This window comes from Novosphingobium sp. JCM 18896 (genome assembly GCF_025938095.1).
In the GTDB taxonomy this organism is placed as follows: Bacteria; Pseudomonadota; Alphaproteobacteria; order Sphingomonadales; family Sphingomonadaceae; genus Novosphingobium.
Window position 1 is genome coordinate 91,609 of record NZ_JAPCZF010000007.1, and the last position, 13,050, is coordinate 104,658.

The following is a 13,050-nucleotide window of genomic DNA, read 5'->3' on the forward strand; positions in this document are numbered from 1 at the left end:
AGAGCGACACCGCTCAACCACGTGTCTTTTGCGCGGTGAAGTCGATGGCGATCTGCGCCTGATGGCCGTTGTGGCAAGCAACCTTGTAGATCACCGAGCGCGGGGTAGACCGGTTGGCGATAGTGACGACATCGACGCGGTCGCATCCACCAGCCCCCCAGACCTCTTGAGCGATCATCGGCACGCGGAGCGTAGCGCGGTCGAAGATTTCGCCCCCCAGGCGCTGCGTCATGCGCTCGTAGGGCGGGACGGGCCAATCCCCCGGCGATAGTTGCATCGCTCGACTTGGCTTGCCCATGGCGACCAGGGACGTCTCCTTGAGCGCGAGCACGGCCACAAGGGGCATGAGCACGGCGACCAACATGGACCAGATGAAAGACGTAGACCGCGCGCAATGCGAAACCGGCATCGACAAGATGCGCCCCCTCCTTGCCCGAAGACAGAGCCGATCTCGCGTTCCATCGCGCGACATCGCGACCAGAAATCGCGAGGAGCTCAATCCTGCAACGTCCTCGTCGTCAACCGGTTCCTTTCGCCCATCACGAGCCAGTCGCCATCCGTGAATTCTTTTGCCCGGCGATACGCCTCGCGGCTCGGCGGCGCTCGGGCGCGAGCTGCAAGACCGGCTGCTCCCCCCGCCCTCGTTACCTATCCATGAGCGCCGGCAATCTGCGACGCGTCGGCCTGGTCGCGCGCGATGTCCTCCAAGCGCAAGCGTTCGTGTGCAAGTGCCGCCTGGGCAATCGCGGTCGCGAGCAGGACGCGCCGCTCGGGCGGGACGGGGTCCCGGCCATCCTCGCGCGCGAGGCCGAGGATCGCGAGCGTTCCCAGCGACGTCGCGAGCGGATGGAACTGCCAGCTGGCCTCCGAGATCCTGCCCGTCCCGCTCCCGGCGGCTTCTCCCCGCTCCCAGACCCAATCGAGCGCCGTGTGGTCGAGCGGATCGAGCTCGACCTCACAGGGATGCGAGGCGATGACCCTGAGACGGCCATCGATCTCGCGTGCGACGAGAGCGTGTACGTGCATCAGGCTTCCGATGTCGCGAGCGACGACCTCGCCTGTCGCTGCCCAGTCGGCAACCCGGGTCAGATCCTGGGCGAAACTGGCAAGCGCCGCGCTTTCCTGGGCGCTCCTGTCGCTGAGAAGCAGGCGGTCGCGCAGTGTGCCAGTCAGCCAGGATGTGTAGAGGGCGATGCCGGCAAGGACCGCGAACATGAGCCAGGTCTGAGCCGCCAAGGGATCGAAGGCGGTCACGGGTGCCAGGAAAAGGACGTTGAAGCCCGCCGCCGATACGAGTGCAGCGAAAAGCGCCGGCCAGAATCCGGCCCGCGCGGCTACGGTGATCACCGGGAAAAGGAAAAGCAGGCTGAAATAGCTGGTACCCGTCGCACGCTCGAGAAGGAACACCAAGGCAAGCGTGGCCAAGGCGGCCAAGGCTGCGACGACGTAGGCGGTGGCGGATTGGGACGATCCCGCCGCGCGCCCATTTCGCGGCGCGCGGTCACCGGCGACCATGTGCACCACCAAGTCGGGGCGACGCAGGACGAGGCTTTGCGCGAGCGAGGGAGCACGCAGTCTCTCGATCAGACTTCGCGGCGAGAGCGCCAGCACGATGTGGGGACGCGAATAGCCCGAGACATGGGCTGCGATCGCATCCGCCATCGTTGCGGCCGGTACCTGCGATACGCTCGCGCCTAGCCGAACCGCGAGGGTCAGCGCCTTGGCGCCACGCCCGTCGTCGAGCGAAGGATCCACCGACCGCGTCACGGGAAGAATGGCCTCCCAGGGGACATTGCAGATGCGAGAGAGGTCACGGCCGAGCGACACCGCCTTCTCGGCGCCCGCCGAACCATCGATGACGACGACAATACGGTCGCTGCCCATCTTCTCGGTGTCAGCTCCTGCATCCATTCGCCGCTTCTCCACGGGACTTAGCGCCCCCGCAGTTCGTCATACCGGCAAATGTCACCATGCCGCTCCCTCGAGCCATGGCCATGCAAATGCGGTGAAAACACGGCAACGAACCGAGCGGGCACAATCCGCCGACAACGAAGCCCGGGAAAGCCGCTACGCCAGGCGAACCGGTAAAAATGGGTTCATCCCCCAAGCGCAGCGCGATATCGGCAGCGGCGGCACCGCCAGCTCGGCCGGCCTGCCCTCGTCGCCCGCCGCTTCGCGCATCAGCATTCCAGGACCAGGCAAGTCGCTCCAGCACGCATGGTAAGATCGGCCCGAGGCTCGTCGGCAAGCGCCAGAGCGTCGTTCGCGCCGAGCTCGACATCGCAGGCCAGGATGCTCCCTGCCATGGCGCAAACGTAGGAATGACGCGAGCCCAGCGGCAAGGAGCAGAAGCGCCTTCCCTCGGACTGTACAAAACGAAGGCTGGCACCGGTGCCGAGCAAAATCGCGGGGGCGTCCTCGACACGGGAGGAAGCGACAAGACCCTCGGTGTGGTTCCACCGCTGGCGCGACATTTGCGAAGGCCCCGACCACTCGTCCGAGGTGAGCCACAATTCTATGAGACCGGCCACTTGCGATCCGCGATTGACGAGCCCGAAATCATCGCCGCCGCGCATGCGCAAGTGGATGATCTCTCCGGGTCGCGCGAGGATCCTCTCGCCGCCGCACTGGACGAGCGCGGCCCCCGTCTCGGCGATCAGCAGGACTTCCATGGCGCCCAGGAAATTCGGTCCGCGCGCCCCGCCCGGCGCGACCTCGAGGCGATTGAAAGCGCGCAGACGCCCCCAGTTGATCCGGTCGGGCGACTGGTAAGGGCCATAGCAGAAATGATGCCTCGACGTGACGCCGCGGAACCGCGTTTCTCCCTGCTGATCGGCGGGTCTTGGCTCGATCATCGCGCATTATCCGCGGAAAATCGCAGCGACAGGGCGTGATAAAGGCGCTCGCGGCACACGAACTGGGCAACGAAATCGGCGACGAGCGCCGCCGCGAGCAAGGGCATCATCAGCCCGCGACTGGCCGTCGTCTCGGCGATGATGATCACCGCGGTGAGCGGCGCGCGCACGATGCCCGTGAAATAGGCAACCATGCCCAGGAGAACCACTGCGCCAGTGGGGCAATCTGGAAAGAGCACGCTCAGAACATAGCCCACGCCGGTGCCGGCCGAAAGCGAGGGCGCGAAAATGCCGCCCGGCAAGCCCGAAACGGCAGTCGCGAGCGTCGCAAGCATCTTGGCTGGACCAAACCAGTAGGGCGCGTCCGTGCCTGAAATGATCGCGTGGGCCGTGGCGTAGCCGGTCCCCCAGGTGAGCCCGGTGAGGAGGCCGAGCGCGGCGACGACCAGCCCGCAAAGACCGGCGAGATGCAGCGGACGTGCCCGAAGCCAGGCAAGCGGCCGAGCGCGAGAGGCGCCCACGGCGAGCATGGCGCGCGAGAAAAGCCCCCCCAGGAGGCCACCGACGACGCCGGCGACCGGAGCGACCACGAGCGCCTGACCGACGCTCAGTGTCTGCCCCATTGCGCCAAAATAGACGTAGTCACCTGCCAGGCCGAGGCTCACCATGCCGGCGATGAGGACGGCTGCCATGACGAGCAGTGTCATGCGCTGCTCGTATGCGGCGGCAAGCTCCTCGATCGCGAAGGCAACGCCTGCCAGGGGCGTATTGAATGCAGCCGCCACGCCGGCTGCACCGCCCGCGATGTAGACCGAAGCGCGGATCGGCACCGCCATGAGCCGATGCGCGTGGCCCATGATCGAGGCAGCGACCTGTACGGTCGGGCCTTCGCGTCCCACCGAAGCTCCACAAAGAAGCGCCGCGATCGTGAGGACGAGCTTCGTCACGACGGTCCGCGCCGATAGCAGGCGCTCCATCCCGCGCTCGGGGTGACGGGTCGCCGCCATGGTCTGGGGAATACCCGACCCAGCAGCCTCGGGCGCGATCCGGCGCGTCATCCAGACCAGGGCGACGAAGCCGAATGGCGTCATCACCATCGGCGCCCACCACCAGCGGGCGACGATGTGATGGAAGAGCTCTCCCGCCGCGTCGGCGAGCCGGGCGAATAGAAGCGCTGCCAGGCCGACGAGAATCGCTCCCCCAAGGAAGGCCGCGCGCCGTCGCATGACCACGGCACCCAGGCCATATAGCCTGAGGAGCGCGCGAGCCCGGCGCGGCGTGAAACGCGCGTTCGAGATCATGACGCTCCTCCGATCCTGGGCTGCGGTGCGAAACGCAGGACGAGAAAGCCAGCGATGCCCGAAAGGAGCGAGCCACCGAGCACGCCGATCTTCACTTCATCGACGAGCGCCGCATTGTCGAAGGCAAGCCCGCCGATGAACAGGCTCATGGTAAAGCCGATGCCGCAAAGCAGCGCGGTGCCGTAGATTTGCACCCAGCTCGCATGGCCGGGCCGGCAGGCAAGCCCGAGCCGGTCGCACAAGGCGACCGCACCCAGGACACCGACCTGCTTGCCGAGGAAAAGGCCTGCCGCGACGGCGAGCGGCAAGGGCGCGAGCAAGTCCCGCATCGTCACGCCGACCAGCGAGACACCGGCATTGGCCAGGCCGAAGACGGGCACGATGACGAATGCGACCCAGGGGTGTAGCCTGTGTTCCAGGCGATGCAATGGCGAATCCTCGGCGTCCGGCGCAGCGGGGCTGACGCGGATGGGTATGAGGCTCGCCGCAAGAACGCCGGCAATCGTCGCGTGGATGCCCGAGAGAAGCACGGCCACCCACAGCATCGCGAACAGAAGGAGGTAGGGCCACAGGGCCGTGACACCCGCGCGATTGAGAACGAACATGACACCAAGCAGAATGCCTGCGGCCAAAAGGGCGGGACCGCCGATCGCTTGGGTGTAGGCCAGGGCGATGATGACGACGGCGCCCATGTCGTCGACGATGGCAACCGTGGTCAGGAAAAGCTTGAGCGATGCGGGCACGCGGCGCCCCAGAAGCGACATGACACCCAGCGCGAAGGCTATGTCTGTTGCCGAAGAGATGGCCCAGCCTGGCGCAAGGCCCGGAGTGCGGCCGGCGACCGCGAGGTAGACCAGCGCCGGAACGGCCATGCCGGCGAAGGCCGCGATCGACGGAAGCGCCCGATCCGACCAGGATGCAAGATGCCCATCGACGAGCTCGCGTTTGATCTCGAGCCCCACGAGGAGGAAGAACACGGCCATCAGACCATCGTTGATCCAGTGAAGCAGCGAGAGCGGTCCGACCGGAAGGTGGAGGACGGCTGCGAATACCGGCGCGAGATCGCTGTTGGCGAGGACCAGTGCAAGCGCTGCAGCCGCCATCAGGATGAGACCGCCGGCGGCTTCGTGGCGCAGGAATGTTCGCAGCGCGGAGGCGGGGACGCGTCTTATCGATCGCAGGACGGACACGGTATCAAGCTCCCTGAACAGAAAAATGCCATGGCCTTCACTCGGGCAGTCGAGTGCTCAGGCCCCCGACCACTGGGCGAGAACCTCGCCTGTGCTGGGATTGACGATGGCGACGTTATCGAATTGCACCGAGACGAGGCAGTCGGGCGGCGCTGAAGGACGGCTTAGGGCGCAGGCTATGACGCGGCCGCTGGCCAGGCGGCGCAGACGTCCGGCGAGGACGATGTCGTACCCCTCGAGGCTCGGGCTTTCGCCGGCGCGAAGCACTTTCGTCACCGCATAGCCGCGCTCGGCCCGCCGATGGGTGCGCGCGTCGTCGGGCGTGAAGAACTGGGCGATACCGATATGCCGCTGCTCGCTGGAAGACCTCTCGCCGGCATCGGCGTTCAAAGATTGAGGCTGTCCCGAAGGCTCCGGGCCCGGTGCCGACGCCGCGACGGTTCTCGGCGCCTCGGCGCCCGGGGCAGCCTGCCGGCAATCGGCGGCAAGGAGCCAGGGCCTGCGGACCCAGAACCCCTCGACGGCTTCGTAGCCACTTTCATGTAGGCCCAGGACCAGCGGCGATTGCGCGCCGATCTCGTTGTCGATCCTGAGCTCGAGCTTGCCGCGCGTTTCATCGAACGTCAGCCGGCGCCCCGGCACCGGCTCGTCGCCGGCGCATCCGAACCGCATGCGCAGGGCGAAGCGCGTTCCGTCGAGGTCACGCTGGGTTGCCGACTGATCGCGTCCAAGCGCCGTATCGCTTGCCGCCCGGGCAATCGCGAGCAGCAAGGCCTCGCGCCCCAGAGGCGTCTCGACGAGCGGTGGTACGAACGTGGGTGCGCCAGCGCTGGGGGTCGCGGTGGGCAGGACTTGAGGCGCGTCCCCCTTCTTGCAGGCGGACAACAGGCAGACGCCCGCCACTAAGGCGGCTGTTGCGGACCATCGCGTCATGCGAGAGGCCCTAACACGATTGTCGCGGACTTTGCGAGCCTGGTCTCAACTTTGTAAGCCGGATTGCTTGGCGCGGCGCCGATTTCCTATCATAAGCGGCCCATGACCATGAGCCAGCTGATCACGCTCGCCGTGCTCGTTACCGTCGTCGCCGCCTTGATCTGGGATCGGTTGCGATCCGATGTCGTGGCACTGACGGGCGCCGCGGTGCTGCTGATGACGGGAGTGGTGCGGCCGGTCGAAGTGCAAAGCGCTTTTGCCAGCCCTGCCATCATCGCGCTCGCCTCGCTCTTCGTCATAGCCTACGCCATGGAACTGTCAGGCTTGCTCGACGCGGCGATCGCGCGCGTCACGCGTTTGTGCGAGAAGATCGGCAGGGCGGGACTCTGGCTGCTGATAGGTCTCGCCGGCGCGGCCTCGGCCTTTCTCAACAATACGCCGATCGTCGTGCTCGGCGCGCCGGTGGTGCGCGATGTCGCAAGGTCGCTGCAGCTTTCCCCCAAGCCCTTCCTGATTCCCTTGTCCTATGCCGCGGTGCTGGGCGGTTGCTGCACGCTGATCGGCACCTCGACCAATCTCCTCGTCAATGACATGGCCTCGGTCGCCGGACAGCCCCGCTTCGGCATCTTCGAGATCACGCCGGTCGGCGTCCTCGTGGCCTTGTCGGGCGGGATCTACCTCATGCTGTTCAGCCAGGTGCTGATCCGGGCCGAGCCGGAGGCCGAGCCATCGCCGCGGCCCGATGCCTCGGCGCTTTCGGAACCTGGTCTTGCGGGGGGCCAGATCGGTATGGCGGCAGCCTTTGCCGAGCAGGCGGGTCTGCGACCGGCGGCCGCTGCAACGGCCGCGACGGTTTTCGTAGGCGTCGTCGTCCTGGCGGCGCTCGATATCGCGCCGATCGCGGCCTGTGCCTTTGCCGGGGCGGTTCTTCTCATCCTGCTACGCGTGCTGACGGCCGAAGAGGCCTATTCGGGACTGAGACCCGAGGTCCTCATGCTGATCGCCGGGATGGTGGTTCTGGGGATCGCGCTCGACGTCACGGGGCTTGCAGCGGCGGTCACCGCGGGTCTGATCCGTTCGCTCGACGGACTGAGCCCCTTCCTGGCTCTGGTGATCATCTACGGCGTGACCCTTTTTGCAACCGAGCTCCTGTCGAATGCGACGGTAGCCGTACTGTTCACGCCGATCGCGGTGTCGCTTGCCGAGGCCTTGCACGTAAGTCCTCGCCCCTTTTTGGTCGCGGTCATGATTGCCGGCAGCGCGGCCTTTGCAACGCCCTTCGGCTACCAGACCAATGTGCTCGTCTACCAGATGGGCGGCTATAACTATCTCGACTTCGTCAAGGTCGGCATTCCGCTCAACCTCATCACCTGGATGGTCGGTGTCGCGGCCATCCACGCGTTTTTTCCCTTCTGAAAGGGACCCGCGCCCGCATGAGATGATGCGGGATCGATCCCTCCGCGCGCATGGCGATCAACCCGCAGTTCGTGGGCGCCAGGCAACAATCCACGGGCGGATGACCCGATTTCCGCTGGTCCAGGCGCCGGCACCATAGATGCCGCGGCCCTCAGGCACGCGAATACGGCTCGAGTGCCGCAGCGGTGCCCGCCCGGTTGAACCGTCGGCGCCGACAAGCTAGGAAAGTCGAACCCGACGCATGCGGGGCGTGGCCTGCGCGTGGGTTTCGATCCCGTTCCCCGGCAGGCCACGCACATCGCGATCGGGTCGGCGACGCTCCGCCGAAGGTTCGAGCAGTCCGTTCGCCATAGCCAGGACACCCGGGCGCCAGCGCTCGTTCAATCCGTGATTACGGCCGACAGGCGGCGAACCCCGATGGCAATGGCGCGAATTTCGCGGCGCGAGAGCCGGGCCAGGTCTCCGGCCCTTGCCTATTCACGTGGCTCAACTGCATCTGCCTGCGCGCCGATCCGGAATTTTCGTCGCACATTGTCCGCCAAGGGCCGCGAGACTCAACGCCCCGCGAGCCACCAATGCAAACCTTCCGCTACTGGCCGGGCGCGGGTGATGCCGCCGATTTTGCGGCGGCCTCCAGTTCGGCCGTGGTCATCCAGATCGTCAGGCCCGCAGTACCGAGGGTGAAGGCGCTCCTGGAAAGACTGACGGCGCCTTCTGGGCGATCGATGAGCACCTGATCGCCAGATACTTCCTTGATCGTGCCGATCATTGCGCCGGCCTTGCCATGAACCTGGGCCCCGACGACCAGAGCCGCGTCGCGTGCTGCATTGGTCTTCGCGGCAGCGGCAACGACCATGTCGTCAAGCTGCGCCTTGGTGGCATTGATCACCGGGCCCTTGGCGCCAGCAGTAAAGGCGCTGCGCGGTAAAGTCGCTTTATTGGCCCCTGTGTCGAGGACGACGGCGTCTCCTGACTGACTGACGATCTTGCCGACTTCTCCGCCCTGCGGGTCAAAGACCGTGGCGCCGGCGGCGAGGGTTGGACTGGCAGGCGCCGAAGGCGCGCCCTGCGCGAAGGCGGCCGTCGGCGTCATCGTTGCCGCCAGGACCGCGATCGTGAGGTGCATTCTCATAAATTACTCCCAAAACTGGAAAAACTCGGATCGAAAGCCTTTCGCTGATGCGATCGACCTCGACCGCATCGGCATTGGAAAGCGCAATTGCGGCGAAGATGTGTTCATGGGATCGAGGAATGCCGCGAGGGACAGCCTGTGACCTCGCGGCCCGCCCTCAGGACCGCGGGTCAATTGCCCCTCGCAAGCGAGCGGGGACCGGACGCATCAAGGCGGCATGAAGGGGCATGGGAGAGGCGCAAGCCGCCCGCCGATCTCGTTCAGTCTGGTGCGATGCGGTCGATGATGCCCGCATCGATGACCGGCGCGGCCTCGAGGCCGTCGGCATCGAGCACGGCGGAAAGGCGCTCGAGCATTGCGACGATCATCGCCTGCTCCCAGTCGGCAAGCTGCGAAAACCGCTGCTGGAAGCGATCCTGCATGACATCGGGCGCGGATGACAGGATTTCCTGGCCTTCAGCGGTGATCGTCACCCAGACCTTCCGGCGATCCTTCTCCCGGCGGCTTCGCACGACGAACGATCGTTCGACGAGCCGGTCGACGATGCTCGTCACGGTAGCCTGACTGAACTGGACCGCGGTGGCGATCCCCCCGGCGGTGGTTTCGCCCTCGCGTGCCACTTCCTGCAACACGACCAGTTGCGACGGGGTCAGGCCCGTCGCCGCTGCCAGACGCCTTTCGCTGAGATCGGCAGAACGCAGCAGACGGCGGATGGCCCTCAAGGCGAACTCGGTGCGGGGCTCGATCACGCCCCCAGCTACCCGCCGAATGCAGCCGCGCCAATCGTATATTTTATTTCGAATTCCAAACAGATGAACGCAGCATTCCGTTTTTTCGAACGAAAGGCATAGATCCATCATCTTGTTTAATATGGTTTTTATGTCCACTTATGACGCCGACTCGTGCCAGCGAGCCAGGTAATTTCATTCCTATTTCGAAATAATGGGGGACTTCACTTGATCGACAGCGACCATGCGGACGACATCGTCCGCAGTTCCGCCCAGCCGAGCAGGCGTGCCGGCTCGGACCACTGTTTTCGCAGTCCGACATCGCGCGACGCGGGCGCGGTCGCGGCCCTGGTGGCGGCCAGCCCGCCGCTCGATGGCAATTCGCTCTACTGCAATCTCCTGCAGTGCACGCATTTCGCTGGAACCTGCATCATCGCCTCGCGTGACGGCGAGATCGACGGCTGGATTTCCGGCTACCGGCCGCCCGACCAGCCCGAAGCCTTCTTCGTCTGGCAAGTCGCCGTGCACGAGCGCGCCCGCGGCGCGGGTCTCGGCGTTGCCATGCTCGAAGCGCTGTTCGAGCGGGACGGCATGGCCGATGCCCGGTGGCTCAAGACCTCGGTCACGCCATCGAACAAGGCGTCGCTGCGCATGTTCGAGAAGTTCGCGGCGAAGCGCGGGGCGCCCATACGGCGCGAGCCCTGGTTCGACGCCGCCGCCCACTTCGGCGGCCATCACGAGAGCGAGGACCTCTATTCGATTGGTCCGCTCCCGGTCCATCTTCCCACACGATCGACCCGAAAGGAAACTCGATGAACACGATCCCGCGCCCATCCGCGACCCAGCCGAACGCCGCCCTTTATCGCCGGCTTGAATCGCGCGTTCGCAGCTACTCGCGCGCCATGCCGCGGGAGTTCGCGAGCGCGAGCGGCCCGTGGATGATGGATAGCCAGGGCGGGCGCTACCTCGACTTCCTTTCGGGCTGTTCGACCCTCAACTACGGCCACAACCATCCCGTCCTCAAGAAAGCCCTGCTCGACTACATCGAGCACGATGGCATCGCCCACAGCCTCGACCTTCACACCGAGGCCAAGACGACCTTTCTCGAAGAGTTTGATGCGACGATCCTCAAACCGCGCGGACTGTCCTACAAGGCCATGTTTACCGGCCCGACGGGGACAAATGCGGTCGAGGCGGCCCTCAAGCTCGCGCGCAAGGTGACAGGCCGACAGCATGTGATCGCCTTCACCAATGGCTTCCATGGCATGACGCTCGGCGCCCTCGCCTGCACGGGCAACGCCGGCAAGCGTGGCGGCGCTGGCATCCCGCTCAGCCACGTCAGCCACGAGCCGTTCGATGGCTATTACGGACCAAAGATCGACACGGCCGATCTCCTGCGCCAGCGGCTCGAGGACCCTTCGAGCGGTCTCGATGCGCCGGCAGCCATCCTCCTGGAAACCGTCCAGGGCGAAGGCGGCCTCAACGTCGCCTCGCCGCGCTGGCTGCGCAAGATCGCGGCGATCGCCAAGGATCACGGCGCGCTGCTTATCGTCGACGACATCCAGGCCGGTTGCGGGCGAACGGGCTCCTTCTTCAGCTTCGAGGAGGCCGGCATCGCCCCCGACATCGTTACCATGGCCAAGTCGCTATCGGGCATGGGCGTGCCATTCGCCCTGACGTTGATCCAGCCGAACCTCGACGTCTGGGATCCGGGCGAGCACAACGGCACCTTCCGCGGGAATTGCCACGCTTTCGTCACGGCGACGGCGACCTTGCGGCACTTCTGGGGTGATCCGACCTTCACGCAGGACCTGCACCGTCGCGGCGAGTTCCTCGCCGAACGTCTCGAGGCGATCGCCGCGGCCTGCGATGTGCCCGCCCAGGTCAAGGGGCGCGGAATGATGCGCGGGATTGACGTGGGCTCGGGCGCACGCGCCGCGGCGATCACCGCGGCGGCATTCGACCTTGGCATCGTCATCGAGACGAGTGGTCCGCGCGACGAGGTCGTGAAGGTCTTGGCACCGCTCACGATCGACGACGACGTGCTCGCAAACGGGCTCGACCTGCTCGCCCATGCCTTTCGCAGCACCGGAGCCCAGCCGCTCGGCGCGGCGGCCTGAGGAGACCGACAATGCTGATCAAGAAGCTCCACGAGATTCGCAGGTCCGACCGCAACGTCACCGACAAGGGCTGGGAAAGCAGCCGCCTTCTTCTCGCCGAGGATGGCATGGGCTTTTCCTTCCATGTGACGACGCTTCAGGCGGGCGGCGAATGGACCTTTCACTATCGCCACCATGTCGAGGCCGTCTTCGTCCTCAACGGTACGGGCAGTGTCGAGGACCTGGCGACGGGCGAGCTCCATGCCCTGTCGGCGGGCACGCTCTACGCGCTTGACCGGCATGATCGGCACACGCTGCGCGCCGAGACCGAGCTCGTCACTGTCTGCGTGTTCAATCCGCCGGTCACGGGCAGTGAAATTCACGACGAGAGCGGCGCCTATCTGCCCGCTGTTCCCGCCTCGTGAACGCATCGGACCCCACTAGCAAAGGAGGAGCGACAATGGCCGATCCCTATCCCTCCCGGTGCGGCCGGGAGGCGGCCGTGCTGCCGCGCGTCGATCCGGTCGTGCACGGCACCTGGCATGAAGGCGCGCCGCTGACGCAGGAGCAGTTGACGCAATTCGAACGAGATGGCTACCTCGTTCTCGGCGATCTTTTCACCACCGAGGAGGTCGCCGCCCTATGCGAGGCGAGCGCAGGGCTGCTCGCCAATCCCGAAGCGCTCGAGCCCGACACCCTGATTGCCGAGCCCGGCTCGCGCGAGGTGCGGTCGGTCTTCATGATCCATCGCCAGGACCGGACCATGGCTCGTCTGGCGGCGGACCGACGCCTCGCCGACATCGCGCGCCTTGTGCTCGGAGACGAGATCTACGTCCATCAGTCGCGGCTCAACTACAAGCCGGGCTTCGCGGGACGCGAGTTCTACTGGCACTCCGATTTCGAGACCTGGCACGTCGAAGACGGCATGCCGCGCATGCGCGCCCTGTCGGTGTCGCTCCTGCTTTCGCCCAACGATGCGACCAACGGCCCGCTGATGATCATACCCGGCTCGCACCTCGCCTTCCATGCCTGCGCCGGCGAGACGCCGCAGGACAACTATCGGGCCTCCCTGCGCAAGCAGGACCTCGGCGTGCCCGATCAAACGACGCTGACCGATCTCGTAGCCGAGCACGGGATCAGGATCGCGACGGGCGAGCCGGGAACGGTCATCCTGTTCGACTGCAACGCCATGCACGGCTCGAACGGCAACATCACGCCCTTCCCCCGTAGCAATGCCTTCATCGTCTACAATGCCATTTCGAACCGGCTGGGGCCTCCTTCGGGAGACCTCGAGCCGCGTCCCGAATTCATCGCCGCGCGTAAGGCAGCACCCGTAGTTTCGGGGCGACCGCCGCTGCCGCTCGAAATCGCCACTATCTGCTGACAGCGGGCCGAG

The 13,050-nt window shown here is 65.9% G+C and carries 13 protein-coding genes; 5 read left to right on the forward strand and 8 right to left on the reverse strand.

Annotated elements, in window-relative coordinates:
- Positions 1–13 precede the first annotated feature (13 nt).
- The 6 genes from OLX23_RS21335 to OLX23_RS21360 form a co-directional block, all read right to left on the reverse strand.
- A complete protein-coding gene (locus tag OLX23_RS21335; protein ID WP_264447190.1) occupies positions 14–415 on the reverse strand; it encodes a hypothetical protein in 402 nt (133 codons plus the stop codon).
- Positions 416–648: 233 nt separating this feature from the next.
- Positions 649–1,911, reverse strand: a complete 1,263-nt coding sequence (locus tag OLX23_RS21340; protein ID WP_264447191.1) for a DUF4118 domain-containing protein — start codon at positions 1,909–1,911, stop codon at positions 649–651.
- Between the two features lie 269 nt (positions 1,912–2,180).
- The gene (locus OLX23_RS21345) at positions 2,181–2,672 is read right to left on the reverse strand and encodes a hypothetical protein (RefSeq protein WP_264447192.1); all 492 of its coding nucleotides are present in this window, start codon (positions 2,670–2,672) and stop codon (positions 2,181–2,183) included.
- A 179-nt stretch (positions 2,673–2,851) separates the two neighbouring features.
- Positions 2,852–4,156 carry a chloride channel protein gene (locus OLX23_RS21350; protein WP_264447193.1) on the reverse strand — a complete coding sequence of 435 codons (1,305 nt, stop codon included), beginning with the start codon at positions 4,154–4,156 and terminating at the stop codon, positions 2,852–2,854.
- Positions 4,153–5,259 (reverse strand): Na+/H+ antiporter NhaA, encoded by a 1,107-nt coding sequence (nhaA, locus tag OLX23_RS21355; RefSeq protein ID WP_413629924.1) that lies wholly within the window; start codon positions 5,257–5,259, stop codon positions 4,153–4,155. Before nhaA ends, OLX23_RS21350 begins: the two co-directional genes overlap by 4 nt.
- Before the next feature lie 144 nt (positions 5,260–5,403).
- Positions 5,404–6,117, reverse strand: coding sequence for a hypothetical protein (locus tag OLX23_RS21360; RefSeq protein WP_264447194.1), 714 nt, complete (start codon positions 6,115–6,117; stop codon positions 5,404–5,406).
- 264 nt (positions 6,118–6,381) lie between these two features.
- On the opposite strand from OLX23_RS21360, the gene OLX23_RS21365 reads away from it, so the two are divergent.
- Positions 6,382–7,695, forward strand: a complete 1,314-nt coding sequence (locus tag OLX23_RS21365) for an SLC13 family permease (protein WP_264447281.1) — start codon at positions 6,382–6,384, stop codon at positions 7,693–7,695.
- Positions 7,696–8,284: 589 nt separating this feature from the next.
- Here the strand turns inward: OLX23_RS21365 and OLX23_RS21370 are convergent.
- Both OLX23_RS21370 and OLX23_RS21375 read right to left on the reverse strand, forming a co-directional pair.
- Positions 8,285–8,821: a hypothetical protein gene (locus tag OLX23_RS21370; RefSeq protein ID WP_264447195.1), complete on the reverse strand. Its 537-nt coding sequence runs from the start codon at positions 8,819–8,821 to the stop codon at positions 8,285–8,287.
- Between the two features lie 266 nt (positions 8,822–9,087).
- Entirely contained in the window at positions 9,088–9,714 is a 627-nt protein-coding gene (locus OLX23_RS21375; protein ID WP_264447196.1) for a MarR family winged helix-turn-helix transcriptional regulator, read from the reverse strand.
- 69 nt (positions 9,715–9,783) lie between these two features.
- On the opposite strand from OLX23_RS21375, the gene ectA reads away from it, so the two are divergent.
- Genes ectA through thpD form a run of 4 tightly spaced genes read left to right on the forward strand, consistent with a single transcriptional unit; the run spans position 9,784 to position 13,038 of the window.
- Positions 9,784–10,371 (forward strand): diaminobutyrate acetyltransferase, encoded by a 588-nt coding sequence (gene ectA / locus OLX23_RS21380; protein ID WP_264447197.1) that lies wholly within the window; start codon positions 9,784–9,786, stop codon positions 10,369–10,371.
- Positions 10,368–11,675: a diaminobutyrate--2-oxoglutarate transaminase gene (gene ectB, locus OLX23_RS21385; RefSeq protein ID WP_264447199.1), complete on the forward strand. Its 1,308-nt coding sequence runs from the start codon at positions 10,368–10,370 to the stop codon at positions 11,673–11,675. The genes ectA and ectB overlap by 4 nt, the downstream gene beginning before the upstream one ends.
- An 11-nt stretch (positions 11,676–11,686) precedes the next feature.
- Positions 11,687–12,079 (forward strand): ectoine synthase, encoded by a 393-nt coding sequence (locus OLX23_RS21390; RefSeq protein ID WP_264447201.1) that lies wholly within the window; start codon positions 11,687–11,689, stop codon positions 12,077–12,079.
- A 35-nt stretch (positions 12,080–12,114) separates the two neighbouring features.
- Positions 12,115–13,038 (forward strand): ectoine hydroxylase, encoded by a 924-nt coding sequence (gene thpD / locus OLX23_RS21395; RefSeq protein ID WP_264447202.1) that lies wholly within the window; start codon positions 12,115–12,117, stop codon positions 13,036–13,038.
- Positions 13,039–13,050: the final 12 nt, after the last annotated feature.

What these genes read in the sequence shown, in the direction of transcription:
- OLX23_RS21340 (WP_264447191.1), bottom strand. Translation starts at nt 1,911, where the DNA reads ATGGATGCAGGAGCTGACACCGAGAAGATGGGCAGCGACCGTATTGTC.
- OLX23_RS21345 (WP_264447192.1), bottom strand. Translation starts at nt 2,672, where the DNA reads ATGGAAGTCCTGCTGATCGCCGAGACGGGGGCCGCGCTCGTCCAGTGC.
- OLX23_RS21350 (WP_264447193.1), bottom strand. Translation starts at nt 4,156, where the DNA reads ATGATCTCGAACGCGCGTTTCACGCCGCGCCGGGCTCGCGCGCTCCTC.
- nhaA (WP_413629924.1), bottom strand. Translation starts at nt 5,259, where the DNA reads ATGGCGGCTGCAGCGCTTGCACTGGTCCTCGCCAACAGCGATCTCGCG.
- OLX23_RS21365 (WP_264447281.1), top strand. Translation starts at nt 6,382, where the DNA reads ATGACCATGAGCCAGCTGATCACGCTCGCCGTGCTCGTTACCGTCGTC.
- OLX23_RS21370 (WP_264447195.1), bottom strand. Translation starts at nt 8,821, where the DNA reads ATGCACCTCACGATCGCGGTCCTGGCGGCAACGATGACGCCGACGGCC.
- ectB (WP_264447199.1), top strand. Translation starts at nt 10,368, where the DNA reads ATGAACACGATCCCGCGCCCATCCGCGACCCAGCCGAACGCCGCCCTT.
- OLX23_RS21390 (WP_264447201.1), top strand. Translation starts at nt 11,687, where the DNA reads ATGCTGATCAAGAAGCTCCACGAGATTCGCAGGTCCGACCGCAACGTC.
- thpD (WP_264447202.1), top strand. Translation starts at nt 12,115, where the DNA reads ATGGCCGATCCCTATCCCTCCCGGTGCGGCCGGGAGGCGGCCGTGCTG.